This is a genomic window from Streptomyces sp. CB02414, from assembly GCF_001905385.1.
Lineage (GTDB): Bacteria > Actinomycetota > Actinomycetes > Streptomycetales > Streptomycetaceae > Streptomyces.
In genome coordinates, this window is record NZ_LIPF01000003.1 from 323,487 (window position 1) to 347,198 (window position 23,712).

Genomic DNA, 23,712 nt, shown 5'->3' on the forward strand with positions numbered 1-23,712 from the left:
CAGTGGGTGACCGCGACGACCGGGGGACCATCGGGCGCAGGGTGCAACGGCTGCGTGCCGAGCGCGGGATGACCCAGCGGCAGCTCGCCGAACCGGCGTACACCCCCGCGTACATATCCACCCTGGAGGCGGGCCGGGTCCGTCCCTCCGAGGAGGCGCTGCGCCACCTCGCCGAACGGCTCGGCGTCGGTTACGAGGAGCTGGCCACCGGGCGCCCGGCCCGTCTCGCCACCGACCTGCGGCTGCGGCTCACCGAGGCGCAGCGCGCGCTGGCCACCGAGGGTGCCGGGGAGGCGGCCGGGCAGTACGCCGCGCTGCTGGCCGAGGCCGAGGCCCACGAGCTGCCCGAGGAACGGGCCGCCGCGCTCCTCGGGCTCGGGGAGTGCGCCGTGGAGACCGGGGAACTGACCACGGGGCGCCAGTACTTCGAGCAGGCCGAACAGTGCCTCACCGACGCCGGCGCCCCCCTGCCCGCCCGCGTCCCCGCCCTGCGCGGACGCGCTCTCGCCCACTACCTCGCCGGTGAGCTCCGCTACGCCGTCTACCTCCTCGAAACCACCCTCGACGAGCTGAACCGGGGCGGCCTGCACGACCCCGACGCGCTGCTGCTGCTCTACGCCAGCGTCATCGGCCCCTACATGGACATGGGGGCCCACGCCCGCGCCGCCCAGGCCGCCGAACTCGCCCTCTCCCTCGCCCCCAGCGCCGGGGACCCGGCCCTGGTGGCCCGCATGCACCGCTCCGTGGCCCGGACCCTGCTCGCCGAGGGCCGCCTCGCCGAGGCCGACGCGTCGCTGGCGAAGGCGGCCGAGCTGTACCGCACGCTCCAACTCCGCACCGAGCTGGCCAACTGCCACTGGATGCGCGGCTACGTCTGCGCCCAGAACGGCGAGCTGCCGCGCGCGGAGGCGGAGATGCGGGAGGCTCTCGGGATGCTCTCCGCCGGCCGCGCCGCCCTCTACAGCAGCCAGGTCGCCGTCGAGCTGGCCGACGTACTGCACCGGCGCGGCAAGTCCGCAGAGGCGGCCGGGCTGCTGCACGGCGTACTGGACGACCTGTCCTCCGAACGCGGTGCCGTGCACTCCGCGGGCGCGCACCGGCTGCTCGGCGTCATCGCCGAGGACGCCCGGGACACCGAGGCGGCCGAGGAGCACTACGTCCGCGCGCTCAGCCTGCTGGAGCGGGCGGGCGCCGCCGGTGACCTGGCCGACCTGTGCAGGCTCCTCGGCGACCTGCTGCGCCGCACCGGCCGGGTGGAGGCGGCCCTGGACGCCTACCGCACCGGCCTCGGGCACCGTACGGCGCCGGGCACGACGACCCTGGGGCCGGCCCCCGCGCAGCCGCCGCTGTAGGCGGTCCCGCCACCGTGTTTCCGCCGTTCGGGCACGGGTAGTCGAGCCTGCGGCCGCGTCGGAGAAGGAGGCGGTGCGCGTGCGTCCCAGCGAGGAACCCGCGTGGCCCCCGGACGGGACACGCGCCGCCGAGGAGATCGCCGCCCAGGTGCGCGGCGCCCCGCCCGGCGAGGTGCCGGGCCGCCTGTGCCGGACGGTGGTGCGGCTGCTGCCGGTGACCGGCGCGAGCGCGTCGCTGCGGGGCGAGGGCGTACCGGTACGGCTGTGCGCCAGCGGTGACCGGGCCTCGTACCTGGCGGAGATCCAGGCCACTCTGGGTGACGGGCCCTGTGTGAGTGCCGCCGAGGCGGGCGCCCCGGTGCTCGCCCGCGATCTGACGTCCGGCGCGGACGCCGGACGGTGGCCCGTCTACGCCCAGCAGGCGACGGCGGTCGGCGTACGGGCGGTGTACGCGCTGCCGCTGGGCAGTGACGCGGTGTGTCTGGGCACCCTCGACCTCTACCGGGACACGCCCGGCCCGCTGACCGGCTCCCAGCTGCGCACGGCCCGGCTCGTGGCCGGCGTGATGACGGTGGCGCTGATGGCGCTGCCGCGCGGGGAGGACGCCTGGCTGGACGAGCTGGCCGGCGACCACGACGAGGTCTACCGGGCCGTCGGCATGATCATGGCCCAGCTGGGTGTCGGCGCCGACGAGGCCCTGGCCCGCCTGCGCGCCGACGCCTTCGCCCGCGGCCGCAGCGCCTACGCCGTGGCCCGCGACGTACTCACCCACCGCCGCCGCTTCGACCGCGACGACTAGCCGGCTGTCCGAGCCTGGTGCCCGCGCCTACACCTGCGCCCGTCCCTGCCGCCGTACCTCCGCCAGGCGTTCCGATCCCGTCTCCGCGGCCGTCCACGTCGCGTCGGCGGCCGGTTCGGCGAGGGTGCCGTTGGTGAAGGTGATCGCGTCGTCGCCGAGGCGTACGGCGACCAGGGCCACCGTGAGGACGGTGTCCCCGGCGCGCACCGTCACCCGCAGGCCCTGCCGGGCGTCCCCCGCCTCGGGCAGGGCGACGTCGGTGACCCGGACGTCCCGGGCGGCGCCGCGCGCGGCGCGGGCCGTGAAGCTTCCGCAGGTGTCCGGCAGCGTGCCGAGCCAGGTCAGCGCGGTGTCGATGTCGGCGGCACGGTGGGAGGTGATCCGGTAGTGGAGCTGGGCCCCGCCCGTCACCTCGTCCAGGGCGGTGGCGGCGCGCGGGGCGATGCCGGCGCCGAAGAGGTCCTCGGTGTAGAGGACGTCGAGCAGCCGCCCGCAGTCGGGCCGCTCCGCGCTCGCCTTGAGCACCTGGTCCCGCCAGGTCGCCGCACCCCGCGTCGGCTCCCACGTCCCCGCCAGGTCGGCCTCCGTGATCAGGGCCGCCCGTGCCTGCCCCCGGGTGAGTACGGGCGGCACGGTGGCCGGCGGGAGTGCCGCCGGGGACTGCGAGGTCGCCGGCGCGGTCGCGGCCGGGCGGTCCGCCTCCGGTCCGCCGGTGGAGCAGGCGGCCACCGTCCACACCAGCAGCGCCGAGAGCGCGGCGGCGTGCCGGGGGCGGGCGGCGGGCGCGGCGTGCTGCATCGGGGTGCCTCCTGGAGGGCCGGGGCGATCGGCGCCGTTCAGGTCCGGTCGCACCCTCCACGGCACCACCGCCCCCGCCCCGCCACCAGCGTGCGGGGCCGTCCGGGTGAGGGGGGCGGTGGTGCCGTGGCGCGGGGGTCGTGGTCCTACAGCGCCAGCCACACCGTCGTGTCGGGGCCCAGGCGGCCGTCCTCCAGCGGCGCGCTGCTCAGCAGCACCTCACCGGCCGGCCGGTCCACCGCCCGGCCGGAGAGGTTGGTGACGCAGCGCCAGCCGGGCGAGCGGTCGAACTGGAGCACCCCGTCCGGGACGTCGTCCGCCCAGGTCAGCGCCTCCCCGTCGAGCAGCTTGCGGCGCAGGCGCAGGGCCGTGCGGTACAGCTCCAGGGTCGAGCCCGCCACCCCGTCCTGCGCCTCGACGGCGTACGCCGCGAAGCCGGGCGGCTGCGGCAGCCACGCCCCGCCGGCGCCGAAGCCGTACGACGGGCCGTCCGTCGTCCACGGCAGCGGCACCCGGCACCCGTCGCGGCCCTTGCGGACGTGCCCGGTCTGCTCCCAGATCGGGTCCTGGAGCACCTCGGTGGGCAGGTCGGGTACCTCGGGCAGTCCCAGTTCCTCGCCCTGGTAGACGTACGCCGAGCCGGGCAGCGCCAGCATCAGCAGCGTCGCCGCGCGGGCCCGGCGCAGTCCGGCCGCCTCGTCGAGGGCCGGTGCCCGGCCGCCGGACAGCAGCCAGGCGTCGGTGTCGGTGTCCGGCGGCAGGACCAGGCGGGAGGCGTGGCGGACCACGTCGTGGTTGGAGAGCACCCAGGTCGCCGAGGCCCCGGCGGCGCGGGCGTCGGCCAGCGAGCCGGTGATGATCTCGCGCAGCTCGGCGGCGTCCCAGCCGCCCTGGAGGTACTCGAAGTTGAACGCCTGGCCCAGTTCGTCCGGCCGGGCGTACAGCGCGCGCCGGGCGCCCGGCACCCAGGCCTCGGCGACCGCCGTCCGGGGCGGGGTGTAGGTGTCGAAGATCTTCCGCCAGTCGCGGTAGACCTCGTGGACGTCGTCGCGGTCGTAGAACGGGTGGGTGCCGGGGGCGAACTCCGTGAGGGCCGCCTCGCTGCTCAGCTCGGGGGCGCCGAGGTCGCGCAGCGGCTCGGCCAGGTCCTTGACCAGCGCGTGCGCCACGTCGACGCGGAAGCCGTCGACGCCCCGGTCGCACCAGAACTTCAGCGTGGTGCGGAAGTCGGCGCGGACCTGCTCGTTCTCCCAGTTCAGGTCGGGCTGCTGGGGCGCGAAGAGGTGGAGGTACCACTGTCCGTCCGGCACCCGTTTCCAGGCGCTGCCGCCGAAGACGGACTGCCAGTCGGTGGGCGGCAGTTCGCCCTGCTCGCCGCGTCCGTCGCGGAAGACGTAGCGGTCGCGGGCGGCCGAACCGGGGCCGGCCGCCAGGGCCTCGCGGAACCACGCGTGGCGGTGCGAGGTGTGGTTGGGGACCAGGTCGACGATCACCTTCAGGCCCAGGCGGTGGGCCTCGGCGGCCATGGCGTCGAAGTCGTCCAGGGTGCCGAGGCGCGGGTCGACGTCGCGGTAGTCCTCGACGTCGTAGCCGCCGTCGGCCAGTTCGGAGGGGTAGAACGGGCTGAGCCACAGGGCGTCGACGCCCAGGGCGGCCAGGTGGGTGAGGCGCTGGGTGATGCCGCGCAGGTCACCGAGCCCGTCGCCGTCGGCGTCGGCGAAGCTGCGGGGGTAGACCTGGTAGATGACGGCCTGCCGCCACCAGTTGGGGTCCTTGGACGACAGGTCGGGCGTGCTGGCGGTGCTGCGTACGGACACGCGGTCTCCTTCGCGGTGCGTGCGGGCGACACGAATAGATCTGTCCACATCACCCGAAAAGGGAACCCGTGCGCCCGCGACGCGCCGAGGCTACGAACCGGTGCGCTCGACCGTGCTCAGGTACAGCTCCACGTACCGGGCCACGTCCACGTCCAGGCCGACGTCCACCAGCGGCTGTTCGCGCGTGGCCCCGTGGAGCTCGGCCTCGCCGACGCGGGCCCGGCGGTCGACGAGGGTCTGGCCGCGGGCCGGTCCGGGGGCCAGGCACACCTCGACGGGCAGCCGGTGCGTGGTCAGGCCCTCGGGGTCGATCACCGCGCAGACCGCGCCCGCGTCGCCGAGTCCGCCGCCGGGGTCCGTCTCGTCGGTGGCCGGGCCGCGGTGGGCGAGCAGCTCACCGGCGAGCCGGGTGCCGGGCTCGGTGCTCGCGCGCAGCCGGCGCACGTCGGGGCCCGGCACGATCACCCGCTGGAACACGTCAAGCCCGTACATCGTGACCGGCACCCCGGCACCGAGCAGGATCGCGGCGGCCTCCGGGTCGTGCCAGACGTTGAACTCGGCGACCGGCGTCGCGTTGCCGGTGGCCACCGCGCCGCCCATGAAGACGATCCGCTCGATGTTGCGGGTGACCTCGGGGTGGGTGCGCAGCAGCAGCGCGATGTTGGTCGCCGGGGCGGTGGGGATCAGGGTGACCGGGCGCGGGGAGGCGAGGATCTCGCGGCGCAGCAGGGTCACGGCGTCCACGTCGACGGGGGCGCGGGAGGGCGCGGGCAGGCCCAGGTCGCCCATGCCGTCGTGTCCGTGCACGTGCCGGGCGGTGCGCACCGCCTCGATCAGCGGCCGCTCGGCGCCCCGGGCGACGGGGACGTCCGGGGCGCCGGCCTGCTCCAGCACGGTCAGGGTGTTGCGCACGACCCCCGCCACGTCGGTGTTGCCGGCCACGCAGGTGACCGCGCGCAGGTCGAGCCCCGGGTGGCGGACCGCCAGCAGCAGGGCCAGGGCGTCGTCGACGCCGGTGTCGCAGTCGATGATCACCGGGATGGGGTGCAGCGGGGCGGACGGGGTCGTGGGGGTCGTCACGGCGGGGCTCCTAGGTCTGCGTGGGGGCGCCGGTGCGGTGACCCTACGGGGGCCGAGGGGCGCGACGGCAATCCGGTGCCGCGGGCCCGTCCGGCCGGGAGGACGAGCGTGCCGGTCAGGCGGCCCCCCGAGCGGGTTCCCACAGCTCGGGGCCGCGTGCCCGGACCCGGTCGGTGATCCGCCGCAGCAGCTCGGCGCCGGCCATCGCGCCGGGGCGGCGGCCGTCCCGCAGGCGTACGTCCGCCAGGTCGCCGCCCGCCGCCTCCCGGGCGCCGATCACCGCCCGGTACGGCACCTTGCGCGCCGCCCGGACCCGGGCGGCGAGGGTGCCGTGCTCCGGCCCGGCGACCTCGGCCCGCAGCCCGTGCTCGGCGGCCCGGCGCGCCAGGCCGTCGGCCCGCTCCCGCTGCTCCTGCCCGACGGGGAGCACGACCAGCTGCACGGGCGCCAGCCACGCGGGGAACGCCCCGCCGTGCACCTCGATGAGGTGAGCGACCACGCGCTCCACGCTGCCGATGACGCTGCGGTGCACCATGACCGGGCGGTGTTTCGCGCCGTCCGGGCCGGTGTAGCGCAGGCCGAAGCGCTCGGGCTGGTGGAAGTCGATCTGGACGGTCGACAGGGTGGACTCGCGCCCGGCGGCGTCCGCGATCTGCACGTCGATCTTGGGGCCGTAGAAGGCGGCCTCGCCCTCCACCGCCTCGTACGGCAGTCCGTCCAGCGCCTCCTGGAGCAGTGCGGTGGCCCGCCGCCACAGCTCCGGGTCGGCGACGTACTTCCCGCCGGGGCCGGGCAGGGAGAGACGGTAGCGGGCGGCCTCGATGCCGAGGTCGGCGTGGGCGCGGCGGATGAGACCGAGGGCGGCGCGGGCCTCGGCGGCGGCCTGGTCCGGGGCGCAGAAGACGTGCGCGTCGTTGAGGTGGATGGCCCGCACGCGGGTCAGGCCGCCGAGCACGCCGGACGGCTCGGAGCGGTACATGGCGCCGAGTTCGGCGATGCGCAGGGGCAGTTCGCGGTGGCTGCGGGTGCGGGAGCGGTAGACGAGCGCGTGGTGGGGGCACAGGCTCGGGCGGAGCACGACCTCCTGACCGCCCAGTTCCATCGGCGGGAACATGTCGTCGCGGTAGTGCTCCCAGTGGCCCGAGATCTCGTACAGTTCGCGTTTGCCGAGGACCGGCGAGTACACGTGCCGGTAGCCGGCCCGCAGTTCGGCCTCGCGGACGTACTCCTCCAGGGTGTGCCGCACGGTCGCCCCGTCGGGCAGCCAGTACGGCAGGCCCGCGCCCATCAGGGGATCGGTGTCGAACAGACCGAGCTCGCGGCCGAGCCGCCGGTGGTCGTGGTCGTGGTGCACGGTGGTCTCCTCGGGGAGGGGGACGAGCACCACGCGAAGAAGCCCCGGGGCGCTCGCCCCGGGGCTTCGGACTTCTGGTCAGCAGTCAGCGCGCCGGGACACTTCCCGGCGTCGTCATCAGGAAAGGACGGGCGCGCTTCATGCACGGGACGGTACCGGGGGCCCGGCACGGGCGCGAGGGAATTTCCGCCGGCCCGGCCGCCCGGTCAGACCACGATCGCCAGTTCGTGCGAGGCCGCGTTGAGCCGCCGGCCCCCGTCCTCGGTGCAGGTCACGACGTCCTCGATGCGTACGCCGAAGCGGCCCGGGAGGTAGATGCCGGGCTCGATGGAGAAGCACATGCCCGCCACGAGCCGCTGCTCCTCGCCCTCCACCAGGTAGGGCGGTTCGTGGGTGGTGACGCCGACGCCGTGGCCGGTGCGGTGGGCGAAGTGCTCGGCGTGGCCGGCCTCCTCGATCACCGCGCGGGCCGCCCGGTCGACGTCCTGGCAGGTCACCCCGGGCCGCACCGCGTCGAAGGCCGCCCGCTGGGCGCCGCGGACGACCTCGTGCACCCGGCGCTCCTCCTCGGTCGGGGCGCCGACGTGGACGGTGCGGGTGGTGTCGGAGCCGTAGCCGTTGCGCAGGCCGCCGAAGTCCAGGACGACCATGTCGCCGTCCTCGATGACCCGGTCGCCGGCCCGGTGGTGCGGGTCGGCGCCGCGCGGCCCGGAGCCGACCACCGTGAAGTCCACCCGGTGGTGGCCGTGCTCGCGCAGCAGCCGGGCCAGGTCGGCGGCCAGGTCGCGTTCCGGCCGTCCGCCGAAGCGCAGCCCGAGGACCTCCTCGTACGCCGCGTCGGCCGCCGCGGCCGCGTCCGCGAGCCGGGCCACCTCCTGCTCGTCCTTCACCGCGCGCAGCATCGGCAGTACGGCCGACAGCGGCCGGTACGTGGCCAGCGGCAGCTGCTCCTGGAGGCACAGCAGGTGCAGCGCCCAGGTCCCGTCGGACACGGCGTAGCGGCCGTGCGGGCGCAGCAGCCCGGCCGCCGCGCCGTGCGGGTTCTGGCCGTCCCACCACTCGAAGACCCGCAGCGCGCCGGCGCCGGGCGCCGCCTCCGCCCCGGGGCGTTCCAGCCCGGGGACGAGCAGCCGGGGCTGGGAGTCGGCGGTGAGGACGAGGAGGGTGAGGCGCTCGGTGGGTTCGGCGGGCCGGTAGCCGCACAGCCACACCAGGTCGGGGCCCGGGGTGACCAGCACACCGGCGAGCCCGAGGGTGGCGGCCTCGTACGCCGCCCGCTCCATGCGGGCCGCGTACTCCTGTTCCGTGAAGGCGGCGGCCGGTGCCGTGCCCTCCGTGACCTCGCTCGGATCGCCCGGGGCGGTCATGGCGTCAGTAGCGCACGGCCCGGGCCACCACCGCGCGCACCTCGCCCGACAGGTCGTGGCTGCTGCGTGCGGTGGCGCGGGCGGACTCGCCGGCGGGGACGTCGGGGACGGTGACGACGACCGTGTCGCGCAGGCCGCCGCCGGGGTCGGTGAGGTTCACCTGCACCGCGAAGGACTTCGCCGAGTCGGCGGTGTTGCGGACGGTGACCTCCACGGTGGTGCGTCCGTCGGCGTCCGTCTCCGGTTCGCCCAGCCGCACGTCGGCCTTGACGTCGGCGCCCTCCTGGATCTCCGCCAGCCACCGCCCGGCCTCCGCGGTCGCCGACGCCACCGCGTCCGCGCCCTCGGAGGCCAGCGAGGAGGCGGCCGACGCGGCCCGGCTGGCCGCCGCGCTGCCCGCGTCCGAGGGCGCGTCGCCGTCGGAGCCGCCGGAGCAGCCGGCCAGTACCGTGCCCGCCAGCACCACCGCGCCGACGGCGCCGAGCGCCCGGTGACAACCGGCCATGTGTCGCCTCCAGGGGCCTGGTGAGTACCCGCCCGCGTGCGCACGCGGGTCTCCTTCAGTGAAGACCCGCGGACACCGCCGCGCACGCCGGCGCTGGGCCGGACGGGGGACGCCCGGTGCGTCCCCCGGTGAGCGGCGGGTGTCAGACGTGGCCCGGTCCGCCGCCGCCGAAGGACCCGCTCGACCCCGGCAGCCAGCGGCGGCGGTTCTGGTCGGTGCCCCGGCGGCTGCCGGAGTGGTGGAGCTCGTACGGCATGAGCCGGGGGCTGCCGTCCGGCGCAAGCGGGATCTCGTCGGGTTCCCGCATCTCCCGTTCCTCGTGGACGGGGCCGGTGGCGGGGAGCTTGCCGTGCTCGTCGGCGTGGGGGCGTTCGGGTTCGCGTTCCATGACCCTCAGGCCCATGCGTACGGCCCAGATCAGCGCGCCGGCGATCACCAGCCCGCCGATGAAGGCGATGGTCACGTTGAGCGCGTGCGAGGACGCGGCCAGCAGTTCATACGTTGCCGTACTCATGTTCTGATTATGTACCCCCAAATGAGATAAAGCGCCAGGAATGTCCGAGTGGTGCCGTGGGGGTATTCCGGGGGGCCCGCCGTGATTGAGGACCGCCGCCGACTGGTACCCGGCCGCCGGCGCGGCGGCGTCGGAGCCGGAGGCGCCGTGCCGCGCCGCCGGCGGAAGGAGCGCCCGTATGACCGCGCCATTGACGGCCGACGCCCACGAGTACGGCCTGGTCGGGGACGGTACCGCCGACGACCGGCCGGCGTTGCAGAAACTGGTGGACGCGCTCGGCGACGCCACCGCCGCGGACGGCCTGCCGCGCACCGTCCGCGTGCCCGCCGGGCGGTACCTGATCCGGGACCGCCCGGTGCTCTGGCGCAGCGGTGTCTCGCTGATCGGCGCCGGCCGCGGCGCCACCTGCTTCGTCCTCGCCAACCCGGGCGCCCCCGCGCAGCCGGTGCCGCTGGCCTGGTTCACCACCGCCCAGCACGGCGCCGGGCCGGACCACCACATCGCCGACGTCACCTTCGCCCACTTCGAGATCGACGGCTCCGCGGTGGAGACGGAGGAGTACGAGGTGCTGGCCAAGGGGCTCGGCCTCCAGTACGTGCTGCGCGGGCGCTTCAGCGACCTGTACATCCACGACACGGCCGCCACCGGCTTCGGCTGCGACTTCCTCCAGGACACCGTCGTCGAGGGCGTGCTCGCCGAACGGTGCGGGCGGCAGGACCCCGGCGAGAAGATGGGCGGCGCGGGCATCGGCATCGGCGTCGGCGGCTGGGGGCCCGTCGAGCGGCTGGCAGTGACCGACTGCACGGCCAACGGCAACGGCACCAACGGCATCTTCCTCGAACTCCAGCAGGACCACTGGGCCCCGCCGCGCGGCATCCGCGTCACCGCCTGCCACACCGAGGGCAACCGCTACGGCATCTCCGACTGGGGCGCCGAGGGCCTGCTGGTCACCGGGTGCACGATGCTCGGCAACCACGTCGCCGGGTTCGACGTGTCGGCGCAGGGCACAACCAGCGTCGGCGGGCGCGGCGGCATCGTCACCGGGTGCCTGATCGACGGGAACGTGCGGGACGGGATCGCGCTCGGCAACACGCCGGGGCCGTACGCCTTCCACGGCAACCGGATCGGCGGCAACGGGCGGTACGGCTACTGGCAGCACAACCTGGCCGGCGGCGACCAGGAACCCGCCCACGACATCGTCCTGGAGTCCAACGACATCCACGACAACGGCCTGGACGGCATCCGTATCGACGCCCCGCTGCACGAACCGGCGCTCCTCGGCAACCGCGTCCGCGGCAACGGCCGCCGCGCCGCCCCGGCGACGGAGGGCGGCGGCGAGGGCGTGACCTGCGGCCCGCTGTCCCTGACCGACCCGCACGCGGACTGGCTCCCCGACGGCCACCGCGGCAAGACCCTGACGGTGGGCGCCGGGAACGCGGAGGTCACCGCCATGGTCACCGGCAACACCGCGACCGAACTCACCCTCGCCCCGTGGCGCCCCGGCGCCCGGACCGCCTGGCCGTCCGACGCCACCCCCGGGTCCGGCACCGCCTACCGCCTCCCGGACACCCCGTCGCCGCGCACCGGTCTCACCGCCGCCGCGGCCGTCACCCACCCGTACGTGCACGGCAACCGGTTCCGGGACGACGGGCACCCGCGCACCCAGACCCACGCCCTGTGGATCGCCCACGAGGCCACCTGGACCGCCGGCCGGGTCTCCGGCAACGACTTCAGCGGCAACGCCTCGGCGGCCACCCGCTTCGACTCGGCCCCGAGCGGCGGACGCTGGCGGGACAACGACGGCTGACGGATTCGGTGGCCGGGGAGCACGGCCGTCCGGATCAGCAGAACGTGCCCCTGATGGCGTCCAGGACCTGCGCGCTCTGCTCCCAGGTCACCCGGAACCGCTGGGCCGCCGCGTCCCGCACTTCTTCCTCGGGCCGCCCCTGCCGGATGTCGACGCACAGCCAGCGGGCGTTCTCGACGGCCGCGTCCTCGTCGGCGGCGACGGTCGGGTTGAGGGCCGCCAGGTCGCTCAGCAGCAGCTCCCGCTGACCGGCCTCGGGCGACGGGATCACATGCCGCTCCCCGCCGCCGACCGTCCGGGACTCCACGCTCTGGGTGCCGTCCCCGTCGCCCTCGCCGCCGTACCCGCCGTACACCGCGGCCGTGACCACCCCGGCCACCGCCACCAGCCCCGCCACGGCGACCGCCGCCCGCTTCCCCATGCCGTCCCCCCTGCCCTGTGGATCGTCCGCCGAGAGACTACGCCGCCCCGCCACCACGCAGCCCGCCGCGATCGCCGCCTCACGGCGCCCGCAGCGCGTCCACCGCGATCCGCGCCGCCGTGCCGATCACCGCGTCCGCCGCCGGGAGGGTGGCCGCCGGGTTGGCGGTGCGGGTGAAGACGGCCACGGCGTAGCGGCCGCCGTCGGGGTACTCGACGACGCCGACCTCGTTGCGCAGGGTCGGCAGGGTGCCGGTCTTGCCGGCCACGTGTACGTCGTCGAAGGGGAAGCCGGAGGCCAGGCGGTGCGGCCAGACCTGGAGGCCCATGACGCGGCGCATCGCGGCGCCGTACTCCGCAGGGCACGTCTCGTCCCGCCACAGCGCGCCGAGCAGCCGGGTCATGTCCCGGGGGGTGCTGCGGTTGGTGCGGGCCGGGTCCAGGGCGCGCAGCCGGGTGATGACGTGCGGGTCGGTCAGCGCCCGGGTGCCGGCCGGCCCGGCGTCCTCGCGCATGGTGCCGAGCATCTCGCCGAAGCCGTACACCGCCCGCGTGCGGGTGAGGCCCAGCCGGGCCGTGGTGCGGTTGACGGCGTCCAGTCCCACCCGGCGCAGCAGCAGGTCGGCGGCGGTGTTGTCGCTGACGGACATCATCAGCAGCGCCGCGTCGCGCAGCGACAGCCGGACCGGGTCCAGCATCGCCGCGAGCCCCGTGGGTCCGGGGGTGCGCCCGGCCGGCGGACACTCCACCCGCTCGGTCAGGTCGATCTCCCCGGCCGCCGCCAGCTCGTGCAGGGTCACCAGTACGCACACCTTGTGGACACTGGCCGTGCACACCGGCTGGTCGGCCCCGGCCTCGACCTGCGCACCGGAGTCGATGTCCACGGCGTGCAGCCACCCGGTGACCCCGGCGTCGGCGAAGGCGGCGCCCAGCCGGGCGGCGGTGGTGTCGGTCATAGCCAGAACTCCGATGCCGGGCGAAGGTGCAGTGGCCGGGCGGGTGCCTCGGAGTGGGCGCCGGCCGTGGTGCGCAGGGCGTGGGTGGCGGCGTCGGCGAAGGCGTCGACGGCGGCGTCGCCGCGCCCCTTGGGCCAGGCCGCGGAGTGCCGCCAGGCCGGCGGGGCCCCGGCCAGCGGACGCCAGACCAGGTCCTGGTCGCCGGGGGCCACGAGCCGGGTGTCGCGAGGGCCGAGGGCGACGGCACCGGACGACAGGACCAGGCCGCGGATGAAGCTGGCCCCCTGGCCGTGCCGTACGGCGGTGGGCGTGTAGCCGCCCCGGGCGCAGGCGGTGAGCAGGTCGTCGTAGACCGCGGGAGCGTCCGCGCGCGGGAAGAGGACCAGGTCGTAGCCGCTGAGGGCGGCGAGCGGCACCTCCTCCAGCTCCGTCTGCGGGGCGCCGCGCGGCAGCAGTACGCCGAGGTCGCGGCGGAGCACCGGACCCAGTTCCAGCCCGGTGACGTCGCAGGGGTGGTGGATGAGGCCGACGTCCAGTTCACGGGCGGCGAAGGCGGCGAGCTGCTGGGCGGTGGTCAGCTCGTGCAGCTCCAGTTCGAGCCCCGGGTGCCGGTGCCGGAAGCCGGCCAGCAGCGCGGCGACGGTCTCGCCGGAGATGTCGGGGGACAGGGCGGCGCGCAGCAGACCGCTCTCGCCGTCCCGGATACGGCGCGCGGCGGTCCGCAGGGACTCGGCGCGGGCGAGCAGCTCGCGGGCCTCGGCCAGCAGCAGCGTCCCCGCCTCGGTGATCGTCACCCGGCGGCTGGAGCGTTCGAAGAGCCGGACGCCCAGCTCCTTCTCCAGCCGTTGGATGCGCTGCGACAGGGGCGGCTGGGCCATGCCGAGTCGGGCGGCGGCACGCCCGAAGTGTGACTCTTCTGCAACAGCCACAAAGCACTCCAGGTGCCGCACCAGGTCCACGAACAGTAATCATATCGGGGATTGATCGAACCGACATTGATATGCATCTTGGACAGAGGGCCCGCGGGGTTGCTCTCCTCGGGACATGCGCTCCCTCCGTGACCTCCTGTCCCGCCCCCGCCGGTGGCCCGGCGCGCTCGCCCTCGCCCTCGTCCTCCCGCTGGCCGGCTGTGCCACCGAGCCCGAGCCTCCGGACGCCTCGCCGTCGTCGGCGAGCGCCCCGGCCCGCAGCGGGGGTACGGCCTCCGCGGCGCCGGACGTCCGCGCCGAGCTGCGCGTGGACGGCCGCACCCGCGAGTACCTGCTGCACCGGCCCGCCCCCGCCGACGGCCCCAGGCCCCTCGTCATCGCCTTCCACGGCCGCGGCTCCGACGCCGCCGAACTGCGCGAGCAGAGCCGCCTGGAGCGGGCCGCCGGGGCGCGCGGCATGCTCGTCGCCTACCCCGAGGGCATCGACAGCGGCTGGGGCGCGGGCACGCAGGAGACCCCGCAGCGCCCGGACCCCGGTCTGGACGTCCGGTTCACCGAGGCGCTGATCGAGCACCTGGTGCGCACCGAGCACGCCGACCCTGAGCGCGTCTACGTCGCCGGGTTCTCCAACGGCGGCTCCATGGCGCTCCGCATGGCCGCCGAGCGGCCCGGTCTGCTGGCGGGAGCGGCCTCGGTCGCCGGCCAGTTGCCCGCGGGAGCGGCGGCGGTGGAGCCCACCGGCGGCATCCCGGTCATGGTCGTCTACGGCGCCGACGACCCCGTGCGCCCGATCGGGGGCTGGCCTTCCCCGCCGCCGGACCCGAAGGAGCCGATCCTGCCGAGCCGGTCGGCCCGGGACACGGCGGAGGCGTTCGCCGAGGCGGGCGGCGCGGGGGAGCCGGTCACCGAGGAGGAGAAGGGGTACGACCGCACGGTCTGGCAGCTGAAGGACGCGTCCGGTCCGGGCCGGGCCCCCGGCGACGTCCGGCTCCTCGTCGTCCACGGCGGCGGCCACACCTGGCCGGGCTCCTCCTTCGTCCCGGACGCGCGGCTTGGTCCCACCAGCGACGCCCTGGACGCCACCGACACGATCCTCGACTTCTTCGCCGCCCGCTGACCGGTTCCGGCGGCCGGCCCGCCTCGACCGGACCCGACTCGACCGGACCCGCCTCGACCGGACCCGACTCGACCCGACCGGCCCCGACCCACGGACAGGAAAAGACGCTGATGCAGGACATGCCTCACCTCACCCCTCCCTCCCGTCGCAGGCCCCGCAACGGCGCGCGTGCCGTCGCCGCCGTGGGGGTCGTGCTCGCGATCGCCGCGGGCGGTTCGTACGCCGCCGGGTTCGGTCCCTTCGCGCGCGGCGACGACGGCCCCGACCCCGCCGCGCTGAGACAGGCGCGCGCCTTCCTCGCCGACTGGTCCGCCGGGCGCCTGCCGAGCGCGGCCGGCCGCACCACCAGCCCCGGTACGGCCGAGGAGGTGCTGCAGAGCTTCACCGCGGGCCTCGACATCGACAAGCCCGGGCTGACGGCGGCCGAGGACGCGAAGGAGGCCGAGGACGGCGCCCTCACGGTCCCCTTCACCGCGAAGATGCCGGTCAAGGGCCTGGGCACCTGGACGTACGAGTCCGAACTGCCGCTGCGCGAGCAGAAGGACGGCGCCTGGAAGGTGGACTGGCGGCTGTCACTGGTCCACCCGCGGCTGAGCGACACCGAGAAGTTCCGCCTGGAGCGCGAGGAGACGCCCCCGCCGAAGGTCACCGACCGCCACGGTGTCTCCGTCGCGGACGGCTCCTACCCGTCCCTGACCCCGCTGTTGGGCAGGCTCGCCGGGAAGTCCGGCGGCGGGCCGCGCGGCGCGGTGGAACTCGTCGACCGGGCCACCGGCGAGACCGTGCGCACCGAGGCGTCCTTCGGCGAGGAACCCGACCCGGTGACCGCCGACGAGCCCGTGCGCACCACCCTGGACGCCACCTGGCAGGCGGCGGCCGAGAAGGCGCTGGCGGCGGCCGACGGCAAGAACGCCGCGCTCGTCGCCCTCCGCGTCGACAACGGCGAGGTCCTCGCCCTCGCCAACTCCCCCGCCTCCGGCTTCAACCGCGCCGCCTCCGGCACCTACGCGCCCGGCTCCACCTGGAAGATCGTCACCAGCAGCGCCCTGCTGCTCAAGGGCGCGGTGAAGCCCGATGACGTCGTGGACTGCCCCAAGTACCTGACGGTCGGCAAGGAGTTCCACAACGTGGAGATGTCCGAGTTCCCCGGCGCCACGTTCCGCAAGGACTTCACGGAGTCCTGCAACACCGCCTTCATCAGCCTGCGCGGCAAGCTCGACGAGGGGGAGCTGGGCGAGGTCGCCCGCACCTACTTCGGGGTCGGCCAGGAGTGGCACATCGGCATCCCGACGTACGACGGGTCGGTGCCGGTGCCCAAGGACGAGACGGAGAAGGCCGCGTCGATGATCGGGCAGGGCCGTGTCCAGGCCAACCCGCTGATCATGGCGTCGGTGACCGCCACCGCGGTCTCCGGCGAGTTCCACCAGCCGTCGGTCACCGCCGGGAACGAGGACGGGACCCGTACCGAGCCGCTGCCCGACGAAATCGTCAGCGAGCTGCGCGAGCTGATGCGGGCCACCGTCACCGACGGCACCGCGCGCGTCCTGGCCGACCTGCCCGGCGAGATCGGTGCGAAGACCGGTACCGCCGAGGTCTCCGACGACCAGGACAACAACGGCTGGATGGTCGCCCACCGCGGCAACGTGGCCGTCGCCGTGGTCGTCGAGGAAGGCGTCACCGGCGGCGGCTCGGCGGGGCCGATCGTGCACAGCCTGCTGTCCGCCGTGCCCGAGGACCCGTCGTCCTGAGCCTCCGCCGGTGTGCGGGGGCGTGCGGTCAGCCCTGGGCGCCGCCGCCCCGGCCGCCGGTGGTGCCGTCGGTCTCCCCGCGCTCGACCGTCTCGCCGCGGATCACGCGCGGCTCCCCGCGGTCCTCGGCCGGTGTCCGCTCCTCGTCCTTCATCGCGCGGGCCTCGGCCTTGAGGATGCGCGCCGACTTGCCCGCCGAGCGGGTCAGCTCGGGGAGCTTCTTGGCGGCGAGGACGGCTATGACGACGATGAGAATGATCGCGAGTTCGCTCAGTCCGAACACGGCGCTCCCTGGTGGCGTACGGCGGTGCGGACCCGCGGCAGGGCCCGCACGGAATCTACGGCATGGCGGAGTGCGGCGGAGACGAACCCGGGAAAAGTTTCTACAAGCTTGTAGAAACTGTCAGCCTTCTTCCCCCTCTCCTTCACCCTCGAAGAAGTCACCCACCTCGTCGACGACCTCGGCGGCCACCACCCCGCCGGCGACCCCGCCGGCGACCCCGCCGGCGACCCCCACCGCGAGCCCGGACTCGTGCCCGTACACGGCGTGGGAGCCGTACGACGCCCGGTGCTCCACCAGCTCCTGGACCCAGCCCTCGACCAGGGCGTTCCAGTCCTGCGGCCCGGACGGCCCCTCGTGCGGCACGGTGAAGCGGCTGAGGGCGTCGTGGCCGTCGGTGAACAGGCCGCCGCGCTTGTCCGCCTCCAGCACCACCTCGAGGGCGCCGGGCACGGCCAGGAAGGTCAGCTCGATCTCGTTGACCTGGTGGGCGTACCGCTCGGGCGGGGTGAGCTCGATCTCCTGGTAGAAGGGCAGCTGCTGCCCGGTGCCGCCGATGCGGCCGTACTCCAGGTCGGCGGACTCGAAGCCGAAGCCGAGCTGCCCGAAGGCCTCCAGCACCGCCTCCTGGGCGGGCAGCGGCATCACGGTCAGCGGGTCCAGGTCACCCTTGTCGCGGGCGCCGGCCACCGCCAGCTCGGTGCGCACCCCGAGCACGATCCCCAGCGGCTGACCGTGCAGCTCGGTCACCGGGGTCTCCCAGGGCAGCGGCACCGAGAATGGCACCTCCTGTCGCGCGCCCGCGGCCAGCCGGAAGGGGCCGCCGACGGTGTGCCGGCCGAAGGCGACGACGCCCTCGCCCTCCCCGTGCTCGCCGTGCTCGGTCTCGACCCGGGCCACCAGCTCCAGCACGATGTGCTCGACGTCCTGGTCGGTGGTGCCGCCGACGAGCTCGACCCGGCCGGACAGCGCGCCCCCGGGCCGGGCGGCGCCCGGGTCGAGGACCGTGTCCACCGTGGGTCCGCCCACGCCGAGGGAACCGAGCAGCCGCTTGAACACCATCGAGGCGTTCACTCCTTACGTTCGTGCGGGAAACATGTCCGTGCGGGAAACGAGTCCGTGCGGGGAACAGGACCGTGCGGGAACAACCGGGACCGTCCGGCCGTTCTCTACAGGCGGGTAGAAGCATAGGGGTCGAAGGACTCCCCTTGTTTTTGCTCGTCCTTTACCATGAGGACTGACCCCTCGGGCGGCCGGCCGGCACCGGCGCCCACCGACCCCGTTAAGGAGTCCCGTTCCGTAATGGAGCCTCCCAGTACCGGCCGTGCCACGGCCGTCCCGCCAGTTCCCCCGTATGCGCGTGAGGGAAGCGGGGTGGCACGGTGACCGAGGTCCTGCTGCTCCTGCTGGCCCTCCTCCTCACCCTGGCCTGCGCCGTCTTCGTCGCGGCCGAGTTCTCCCTCACCACCGTCGAGCGCTCCGACCTGGAGCGTGCCGCCGAGTCCGGTGAGCGCGGCGCCGACGGCGCCCTGAAGGCCGTACGGTCCCTGACCCTCCAGCTCTCCGGAGCCCAGCTCGGCATCACCGTGACCTCCCTGGTCATCGGCATGCTGGCCGAGCCGTCGGTCGCCGTGCTGCTGCGCGGCCCGCTGACGGCGATCGGCCTGGGCGGTGCCGCCTCGACGGTGGCGACCGTGCTCGGCGTGGTCGTCTCCACCGTCGTCCTGATGGTCGTCGGCGAGCTGGTCCCCAAGAACTGGGCGATCTCCCGCCCGCTGGCCGTCGCGAAGGTCGTCGCGGCCCCGCAGCGCGGCTTCACCACCGCCTTCGGTCCCTTCATCCGGCACCTCAACAACACGGCCAACCGTTTCGTGCGCCGCTTCGGCCTGGAACCGGCCGAGGAGCTGGCGTCCGCCCGCAGCGCCGAGGAACTGGTCGCCCTGGCCCAGCACTCGGCCGCCGAGGGCGCCCTGGAGGCCGACTCGGCCGAGCTGTTCGTGCGCACCCTGCACCTGAGCGAGCTGACCGCGGAGAACGTCATGACCCCGCGCGTGGACGTCAAGGCCCTGGAGGCCCACGCCACCGCCGCCGACGCCGCGAACCTCTCGCACGCCACCGGCCTGTCCCGCTTCCCGGTCTACCGGGACAGCCTCGACGAGGTCATCGGCACCGTGCACATCCGCGACGTGCTGGCCCTGGAGCCGGACAAGCGCCGGTCCACCCCCGTCACCGAGCTGGCCACCGCGCCGCTGCTGGTGCCGGACAGCCTGCCCGCCGACCGGCTGCTGGAGCGCATGCGCGAGACCCGCACCATGGCCGTCGTCATCGACGAGTACGGCGGCACGGCGGGCGTGGCCACGGTCGAGGACATCGTGGAGGAGGTCGTCGGCGAGGTCCGCGACGAGCACGACCCGGTCGAGATACCGGATCTGCTCCCCGCCCCCGCCGAGGCCGACGGCCGCGCCGCCTGGGAGGCCGACGGCTCGCTGCGCCTGGACCACCTGGAGCGCATCGGCCTGACCGCGCCGGAGGGACCGTACGAGACCCTGGCCGGCCTGGTCGCCACCCAGCTGGCCCGCATCCCCGCCAAGGGGGACGTCATCGACCTGGACGGCTGGCGCCTGGACGTCCTCGACGTCGACCACCACCGCGCCGACCGTCTGCGGATCACCGCGCCCGCGCCGGTCATGCCGGCCGACCGGGAGCCGGAGGCCGCCCGATGACCGTCGTACAGCTCTTCATCGGCGCCCTGACGCTGCTGACCAACGCGTTCTTCGTCGGCGCCGAGTTCGCCCTGATCTCGGTGCGCCGCAGCCAGATCGAGCCGCGCGCGAAGACGGGCGACAAGCGTGCCCGGATGACCCTGTGGGGCCTGGAACACATCTCCCAGATGATGGCCACGGCCCAGCTCGGCATCACCGTCTCCTCCCTGGTGCTCGGCGCCGTCGCGGAGCCGGCCATCGCCCACCTGATGGAGCCGGTGTTCGAGGCGGTCCACATGCCGCACGCGCTGGTCCACCCGGTCGCCTTCGCGATCGCCCTGGCCCTCGCCACGTATCTGCACATGCTGATCGGCGAGATGATCCCGAAGAACATCGCGCTGGCCGCCCCGGCGACCACCGCGCTGGTCCTCGGCCCGCCGCTGGTCGCCCTCACCCGGGCCCTGAAGCCGTTCGTCTTCGGCATCAACGCCTTCGCCAACGCGCTGCTCAAGCTGTTGCGGGTGGAGCCGAAGGACGAGGTCGAGGCCGTCTTCACCGACGACCAGCTGGCCCGCATGGTGGTGGACGCCAGTGAGGCCGGACTGCTCACCCCGGCCGACGGCGAGCGCCTGCGCGACGCGCTGGAGCTGGGCACCCGCCCGGTCGGCGAGATCCTGGTCCCGGCCCAGAAGATGCGCACGGCCGGCCACACGGTCACCCCGGCCGAGCTGGAGCGCCTGGCCGCCGAGGCGGGCTACTCCCGCTTCCCGGTCACCGGCCCCGGCGGCACGGTCCTCGGCTACCTGCACATCAAGGACACCCTGGGCCTGACCGAGCGCGACGCCCCCTTCCCGCGCTCGGCCCTGCACCGGGTGACCCGGGTCCGCATCGACACCCCGCTGGACGACACCCTCACCGCCCTGCGCACCGACAACAGCCACCTGGCCGCCGTCACCGGCGAGACGGGCGCGGTCCTGGGCTTCGTGACGATGGAGGACGTCCTGACGGAACTGGTGGGACCGGCGCCGGTGTAGCGGGCCAAGGGACCGGGACCGGGCCTAGGCCTTTGGTGCCGGTCCGGTCCCGGCCCCCGGACCGATCCGCCGCGCCCCGGCCCGCGGATAGCGTCCTTGCCATGCGTATAGGACTCCTTGGTACCGGCAACGTCGGCCGGGCACTGGCCCGCGGCTGGAGCGCCGCGGGACACGACGTGCTCCTCGGTTCCCGCAGCCCCGGAGAGCGAACGGACCTCGGCCTTCCCGTGGCCGGCCTGCGTGAGACGGCCAGCCACGCGGAGGTGCTGGTCAACGCGACACCCGGCAACGTCTCCGTACAGCTGCTGCGCTCGATCGGCGCCCCGGCGCTGTCCGGCCGCATCGTGATCGACGTCGGAGTGGGCCTCACCGACGACTACACCGAGCTCTCGCACCCCAACAGCAGCCTGGCCGAGCAGATCCAGGCGGCCTTCCCCGCGACGCCCGTCGTCAAGACCCTGTGCACGATGGACTCCACCGCGATGACCGACCCCGGGGGCCTCGCGGGCCCGTCCACGGTCTTCCTCTCCGGCGACGACGCCGAGGCCAAGCGGACCACCGGACGCCTGCTCACCGACCTCGGCTGGCCCCCGTCCGCGCAGCTCGACATAGGCGGCATCACCACCGCGCGCGGGCAGGAACACTTCGCCCTGCTCTTCATGGGCATCGCGGGCGGCCTCGGCTCCCACACCTTCAACATCAACGTGGTCCCGCGAGCCGCCGCCTGAGCCCAGGTCGCCCGCCGACCGCGACTTTGCTTTCTCTTTACAACCCGCCCCGCCCCCGCCTCGTCTCTCCGTCCGACCCGCACCCACGCGACACACGCGCCGACCGACGAGAGAGAGCGACCCGATGCGCCGCACCATCCTCAGCGCCGTGGCCCTGGCCTGCACCGCCGTACTGGCGGGCACCGCGCCCGCGTTCGCCGACGACCCCACCCCGGCCCCCTCCGCCCCGGCCACCGCCACCCCGAGCCCCACCACCGCGCCGTCCGAGGCGCCGACGCCCTCCGTCAGCGTCCCGGTCGCCAGGGCGGTATGTCGCACTACGGCGACCGGCCACGTGGTCAGCGAGTGGTTATCGGCGGCGGCGAGTGCCCTGGCGGCGTCGTACAGGCCATCCGGTATTCGGGGATTCATCTGACGACCCGTCAGATGCGTGCCTAGTATGGCGGCGTGACCAGGTTCCGGCTGTACCCGACGCGTGAGCAGGAGCAGCGGATGCTGCTGCACTGTGCGCACGCCCGGTATGTCTGGAACCTCGCCGTGGAGCAGCACTCGCACTGGAAGCCCGGCCGGAAGTCCGCCCCCGGTTTCGCGGAGCAGTGCCGTCAGCTCACCGAGGCCCGCCGGGACAACGACTGGCTCGGCGCCGGGAACGCGGACGTGCAGCAGCAGGCCCTGAAGGACTTCGCCAAGGCCAAGAACGCGAAGTTCGCCTCCGGGTTCGGTGAGCCGACCTGGCGGAAGAAGTTCCGCCACGAGGGTTTCCGCGTCATCGGCACCGACCGGGTACCCGAGTGCGAGGCCGACGGTTCGCCGAAGCTGAACCCGAGAACCGGCAAGCAGGTCTTTGGCCGCTCGGTCGTGGTGCACAGACTCAACCGCCGGTGGGCGCGGGTGAAGGTGCCCGGCTGCGGCTGGGTCCGCTTCCGCCTCAGCGTCAAGGGAAAAGGCGCTCGCCTGCCTTCTGCGAAGACGTTCCGTGTCACTCTCAGGAACGGCCGGTGGCATGCGGCGTTCGCCGTCATCCCCGATCCCGTCGACGCCCCGGGCACGGGTGAGGTCATTGGCATCGACCGAGGGGTGAAGATCACGGCGGCCCTGTCGGACGGCCGCAGCTTCAACTGCCCGCAACTCACGGTCAGGGAACGGGCGCAGATCCGCAAGCACCAGCGTCGGGCGGCGAGGGCCCCCAAGGGCAGCGCCCGGAAGACGGCCGAGTACGCCAAGGTGGCGCGCATCAAGGCCCGCGAAGCCGACCGGCGCAAGGACTGGTGTGAGAAGACCTCAACGATGCTCGCCCGCTCGTACGACCTGGTGCGGTTCGAGAAGCTGAACATCAAGACGATGACCGACAGGGCCAGGGCGAAGCCCGACCCCGACCAGCCCGGTCAGTACCTCAGGAACGGCCGGGCCGCGAAGGCCGGGCTGAACCGGAGCGTCCTTGCGCAGGGGTGGGGTCTGCTGCGGCAGCGCACCGAGGACAAGGCCCCTGGCCGGGTGGAGGACGTGCCGGCCCCGTACACCAGCCTGCGGTGCAGTGCCTGCGGATGGATCGACAAGAACTCGCGCAAGAGCCAAGCCGAGTTCGTCTGCTCCTCCTGCGGCTTCATCTGCAACGCGGACACCAATGCGAGTATCAACGTCGCGGCAGGACAGGGCGGGATCCCCCGCCCCCGGCGCGTAGCCGGTGCCGGAGGGGCGACAACGGTCACCAGCCGTTCGAGCGCCCGTGAACCTCAACCCGCCTGGGTTGGAATCCCCCTCTTTTGAGAGGGGGAGGATGTCAATGCTCGCCCGACGAGGAGACGACGCTCGCCGTCGTCAACGCCTTCCACCGCGGCGCGGCCCGGCCCCTGGTGGTGCTGCTCCTCGACGAGGACCGGCTCACCGCGAGGTGTCTGTGGGAGGCGGCGGAGCCCGCCCCGCCGCCGGGCGTCGCCGACGGCACACTCTTCCCGCACGTGTTCGGCCCCGTCGACCGCGCGGCCGTCCAGCGCGTGCTGGAGGTCCGCTGGGACGACGAGGGCCGGGCCACGGGACTGTTCTGACCTCAGCGGTCCTGAGGGGCGGGGGTGCCGCCGAGCAGCGCCGACGCCGCCTCGACCGGCGTGACGGCGGGCGCCGACGGCGCGGGTTCGGCACCGGGTGCGGCGTGGCAGGTGAAGCCCAGACGGGTCATGGCCCGGGTGACCTCACCGGCGGAGAAGTCGCGGCGGTCCTGCCGCGTGACGACCTCGCCCACCTGCTTGACGGGGTACCGGCGGCGGCCGACGGTCACCGACTCACCGGTGACGGGTTCCGGCGTGACGCCCTTCATCGACTGCACCACCCCGTCCTTGGTGAGGTCGAACGGGTACCGGGCGATGACACAGCGCATGATGCCTCCACGGAGGGGACGGGGCGGGTGG

General features: G+C 74.5%; 23 protein-coding genes and 1 pseudogene. 11 read left to right on the top strand and 13 right to left on the bottom strand.

From position 1 onward, the window contains the following. The first annotated feature begins 2 nt into the window (after nucleotides 1-2). Both AMK11_RS12480 and AMK11_RS12485 read left to right on the top strand, forming a co-directional pair. Nucleotides 3-1,352 (top strand): helix-turn-helix domain-containing protein, encoded by a 1,350-nt coding sequence (locus AMK11_RS12480; RefSeq protein ID WP_073726265.1) that lies wholly within the window; start codon nucleotides 3-5, stop codon nucleotides 1,350-1,352. Between the two features lie 73 nt (nucleotides 1,353-1,425). After that, nucleotides 1,426-2,151 carry a GAF and ANTAR domain-containing protein gene (locus tag AMK11_RS12485; protein ID WP_073726267.1) on the top strand — a complete coding sequence of 242 codons (726 nt, stop codon included), beginning with the start codon at nucleotides 1,426-1,428 and terminating at the stop codon, nucleotides 2,149-2,151. Between the two features lie 27 nt (nucleotides 2,152-2,178). On the opposite strand, the gene AMK11_RS12490 is transcribed toward AMK11_RS12485, so the two are convergent. The 7 genes from AMK11_RS12490 to AMK11_RS12520 all read right to left on the bottom strand — a co-directional run bounded on the left by AMK11_RS12490 (nucleotide 2,179) and on the right by AMK11_RS12520 (nucleotide 9,586). Beyond that, on the bottom strand, nucleotides 2,179-2,949 hold the full coding sequence (locus AMK11_RS12490) for a hypothetical protein (RefSeq protein ID WP_073726269.1): 771 nt from the start codon (nucleotides 2,947-2,949) through the stop codon (nucleotides 2,179-2,181). Nucleotides 2,950-3,095: 146 nt separating this feature from the next. After that, nucleotides 3,096-4,766, bottom strand: coding sequence for a glycoside hydrolase family 13 protein (locus tag AMK11_RS12495; RefSeq protein WP_073726271.1), 1,671 nt, complete (start codon nucleotides 4,764-4,766; stop codon nucleotides 3,096-3,098). A 90-nt stretch (nucleotides 4,767-4,856) separates the two neighbouring features. Beyond that, nucleotides 4,857-5,846, bottom strand: a complete 990-nt coding sequence (locus AMK11_RS12500; RefSeq protein ID WP_241846953.1) for a nucleoside hydrolase — start codon at nucleotides 5,844-5,846, stop codon at nucleotides 4,857-4,859. Nucleotides 5,847-5,961: 115 nt separating this feature from the next. Then, on the bottom strand, nucleotides 5,962-7,233 hold the full coding sequence (thrS, locus tag AMK11_RS12505) for a threonine--tRNA ligase (RefSeq protein ID WP_079187404.1): 1,272 nt from the start codon (nucleotides 7,231-7,233) through the stop codon (nucleotides 5,962-5,964). A 173-nt stretch (nucleotides 7,234-7,406) separates the two neighbouring features. After that, nucleotides 7,407-8,567: an aminopeptidase P family protein gene (locus AMK11_RS12510; RefSeq protein ID WP_073726273.1), complete on the bottom strand. Its 1,161-nt coding sequence runs from the start codon at nucleotides 8,565-8,567 to the stop codon at nucleotides 7,407-7,409. A gap of 4 nt (nucleotides 8,568-8,571) precedes the next feature. After that, nucleotides 8,572-9,072 carry a hypothetical protein gene (locus AMK11_RS12515; RefSeq protein ID WP_073726275.1) on the bottom strand — a complete coding sequence of 167 codons (501 nt, stop codon included), beginning with the start codon at nucleotides 9,070-9,072 and terminating at the stop codon, nucleotides 8,572-8,574. 142 nt (nucleotides 9,073-9,214) lie between these two features. Continuing rightward, nucleotides 9,215-9,586: a DUF6479 family protein gene (locus tag AMK11_RS12520; protein WP_073726277.1), complete on the bottom strand. Its 372-nt coding sequence runs from the start codon at nucleotides 9,584-9,586 to the stop codon at nucleotides 9,215-9,217. A gap of 178 nt (nucleotides 9,587-9,764) precedes the next feature. Here AMK11_RS12520 and AMK11_RS12525 point away from each other — a divergent pair, with 178 nt between their 5' ends. Beyond that, nucleotides 9,765-11,393, top strand: a complete 1,629-nt coding sequence (locus AMK11_RS12525) for a right-handed parallel beta-helix repeat-containing protein (protein WP_073726279.1) — start codon at nucleotides 9,765-9,767, stop codon at nucleotides 11,391-11,393. 34 nt (nucleotides 11,394-11,427) lie between these two features. Here the strand turns inward: AMK11_RS12525 and AMK11_RS37930 are convergent, their stop codons facing one another. The 3 genes from AMK11_RS37930 to AMK11_RS12540 all read right to left on the bottom strand — a co-directional run bounded on the left by AMK11_RS37930 (nucleotide 11,428) and on the right by AMK11_RS12540 (nucleotide 13,698). Then, the gene (locus tag AMK11_RS37930; RefSeq protein WP_073726281.1) at nucleotides 11,428-11,814 is read right to left on the bottom strand and encodes a DUF732 domain-containing protein; all 387 of its coding nucleotides are present in this window, start codon (nucleotides 11,812-11,814) and stop codon (nucleotides 11,428-11,430) included. Between the two features lie 79 nt (nucleotides 11,815-11,893). Continuing rightward, nucleotides 11,894-12,769, bottom strand: a complete 876-nt coding sequence (locus AMK11_RS12535; protein ID WP_073726283.1) for a serine hydrolase — start codon at nucleotides 12,767-12,769, stop codon at nucleotides 11,894-11,896. Continuing rightward, complete coding sequence (locus AMK11_RS12540; protein ID WP_241846954.1) at nucleotides 12,766-13,698, bottom strand: LysR family transcriptional regulator; 933 nt, start codon at nucleotides 13,696-13,698, stop codon at nucleotides 12,766-12,768. Before AMK11_RS12540 ends, AMK11_RS12535 begins: the two co-directional genes overlap by 4 nt. 115 nt (nucleotides 13,699-13,813) lie before the next feature. On the opposite strand from AMK11_RS12540, the gene AMK11_RS12545 reads away from it, so the two are divergent. Together AMK11_RS12545 and AMK11_RS12550 are read left to right on the top strand one after the other, a co-directional pair. After that, complete coding sequence (locus AMK11_RS12545) at nucleotides 13,814-14,815, top strand: alpha/beta hydrolase family esterase (RefSeq protein WP_073726287.1); 1,002 nt, start codon at nucleotides 13,814-13,816, stop codon at nucleotides 14,813-14,815. A gap of 110 nt (nucleotides 14,816-14,925) precedes the next feature. After that, entirely contained in the window at nucleotides 14,926-16,563 is a 1,638-nt protein-coding gene (locus AMK11_RS12550) for a penicillin-binding transpeptidase domain-containing protein (protein WP_073726289.1), read from the top strand. Between the two features lie 28 nt (nucleotides 16,564-16,591). Here AMK11_RS12550 and AMK11_RS12555 read toward each other — a convergent pair whose 3' ends face one another. Together AMK11_RS12555 and AMK11_RS12560 are read right to left on the bottom strand one after the other, a co-directional pair. Then, a complete protein-coding gene (locus AMK11_RS12555) occupies nucleotides 16,592-16,846 on the bottom strand; it encodes a twin-arginine translocase TatA/TatE family subunit (RefSeq protein WP_073726291.1) in 255 nt (84 codons plus the stop codon). Between the two features lie 120 nt (nucleotides 16,847-16,966). Beyond that, nucleotides 16,967-17,905: a sporulation protein gene (locus tag AMK11_RS12560; protein ID WP_073726293.1), complete on the bottom strand. Its 939-nt coding sequence runs from the start codon at nucleotides 17,903-17,905 to the stop codon at nucleotides 16,967-16,969. A gap of 320 nt (nucleotides 17,906-18,225) precedes the next feature. Between AMK11_RS12560 and AMK11_RS12565 the strand changes: the two genes are divergently transcribed. The 6 genes and pseudogenes from AMK11_RS12565 to AMK11_RS12590 all read left to right on the top strand — a co-directional run bounded on the left by AMK11_RS12565 (nucleotide 18,226) and on the right by AMK11_RS12590 (nucleotide 23,352). Next, the gene (locus AMK11_RS12565; protein WP_073726295.1) at nucleotides 18,226-19,566 is read left to right on the top strand and encodes a hemolysin family protein; all 1,341 of its coding nucleotides are present in this window, start codon (nucleotides 18,226-18,228) and stop codon (nucleotides 19,564-19,566) included. Next, nucleotides 19,563-20,579 (top strand): hemolysin family protein, encoded by a 1,017-nt coding sequence (locus AMK11_RS12570; RefSeq protein ID WP_073726297.1) that lies wholly within the window; start codon nucleotides 19,563-19,565, stop codon nucleotides 20,577-20,579. The genes AMK11_RS12565 and AMK11_RS12570 overlap by 4 nt, the downstream gene beginning before the upstream one ends. Nucleotides 20,580-20,680: 101 nt before the next feature. Next, nucleotides 20,681-21,307 carry an NADPH-dependent F420 reductase gene (locus AMK11_RS12575; protein WP_073726299.1) on the top strand — a complete coding sequence of 209 codons (627 nt, stop codon included), beginning with the start codon at nucleotides 20,681-20,683 and terminating at the stop codon, nucleotides 21,305-21,307. A gap of 124 nt (nucleotides 21,308-21,431) precedes the next feature. Next, nucleotides 21,432-21,611: pseudogene (locus tag AMK11_RS38465) on the top strand (sortase-dependent protein); the annotation flags it as partial. A 143-nt stretch (nucleotides 21,612-21,754) separates the two neighbouring features. Then, the gene (locus tag AMK11_RS12585) at nucleotides 21,755-23,074 is read left to right on the top strand and encodes an RNA-guided endonuclease InsQ/TnpB family protein (protein ID WP_073726301.1); all 1,320 of its coding nucleotides are present in this window, start codon (nucleotides 21,755-21,757) and stop codon (nucleotides 23,072-23,074) included. Continuing rightward, complete coding sequence (locus AMK11_RS12590) at nucleotides 23,050-23,352, top strand: DUF952 domain-containing protein (RefSeq protein ID WP_073726303.1); 303 nt, start codon at nucleotides 23,050-23,052, stop codon at nucleotides 23,350-23,352. Before AMK11_RS12585 ends, AMK11_RS12590 begins: the two co-directional genes overlap by 25 nt. Nucleotides 23,353-23,354: 2 nt before the next feature. On the opposite strand, the gene AMK11_RS12595 is transcribed toward AMK11_RS12590, so the two are convergent. Continuing rightward, nucleotides 23,355-23,681, bottom strand: a complete 327-nt coding sequence (locus AMK11_RS12595) for an SCO5918 family protein (protein ID WP_073726305.1) — start codon at nucleotides 23,679-23,681, stop codon at nucleotides 23,355-23,357. Nucleotides 23,682-23,712: the final 31 nt, after the last annotated feature.

What these genes read in the sequence shown, in the direction of transcription:
- AMK11_RS12490 (WP_073726269.1), bottom strand. Translation starts at nt 2,949, where the DNA reads ATGCAGCACGCCGCGCCCGCCGCCCGCCCCCGGCACGCCGCCGCGCTC.
- AMK11_RS12510 (WP_073726273.1), bottom strand. Translation starts at nt 8,567, where the DNA reads ATGACCGCCCCGGGCGATCCGAGCGAGGTCACGGAGGGCACGGCACCG.
- AMK11_RS12515 (WP_073726275.1), bottom strand. Translation starts at nt 9,072, where the DNA reads ATGGCCGGTTGTCACCGGGCGCTCGGCGCCGTCGGCGCGGTGGTGCTG.
- AMK11_RS12520 (WP_073726277.1), bottom strand. Translation starts at nt 9,586, where the DNA reads ATGAGTACGGCAACGTATGAACTGCTGGCCGCGTCCTCGCACGCGCTC.
- AMK11_RS12525 (WP_073726279.1), top strand. Translation starts at nt 9,765, where the DNA reads ATGACCGCGCCATTGACGGCCGACGCCCACGAGTACGGCCTGGTCGGG.
- AMK11_RS37930 (WP_073726281.1), bottom strand. Translation starts at nt 11,814, where the DNA reads ATGGGGAAGCGGGCGGCGGTCGCCGTGGCGGGGCTGGTGGCGGTGGCC.
- AMK11_RS12535 (WP_073726283.1), bottom strand. Translation starts at nt 12,769, where the DNA reads ATGACCGACACCACCGCCGCCCGGCTGGGCGCCGCCTTCGCCGACGCC.
- AMK11_RS12545 (WP_073726287.1), top strand. Translation starts at nt 13,814, where the DNA reads ATGCGCTCCCTCCGTGACCTCCTGTCCCGCCCCCGCCGGTGGCCCGGC.
- AMK11_RS12550 (WP_073726289.1), top strand. Translation starts at nt 14,926, where the DNA reads ATGCAGGACATGCCTCACCTCACCCCTCCCTCCCGTCGCAGGCCCCGC.
- AMK11_RS12560 (WP_073726293.1), bottom strand. Translation starts at nt 17,905, where the DNA reads ATGGTGTTCAAGCGGCTGCTCGGTTCCCTCGGCGTGGGCGGACCCACG.
- AMK11_RS12570 (WP_073726297.1), top strand. Translation starts at nt 19,563, where the DNA reads ATGACCGTCGTACAGCTCTTCATCGGCGCCCTGACGCTGCTGACCAAC.
- AMK11_RS12575 (WP_073726299.1), top strand. Translation starts at nt 20,681, where the DNA reads ATGCGTATAGGACTCCTTGGTACCGGCAACGTCGGCCGGGCACTGGCC.
- AMK11_RS12595 (WP_073726305.1), bottom strand. Translation starts at nt 23,681, where the DNA reads ATGCGCTGTGTCATCGCCCGGTACCCGTTCGACCTCACCAAGGACGGG.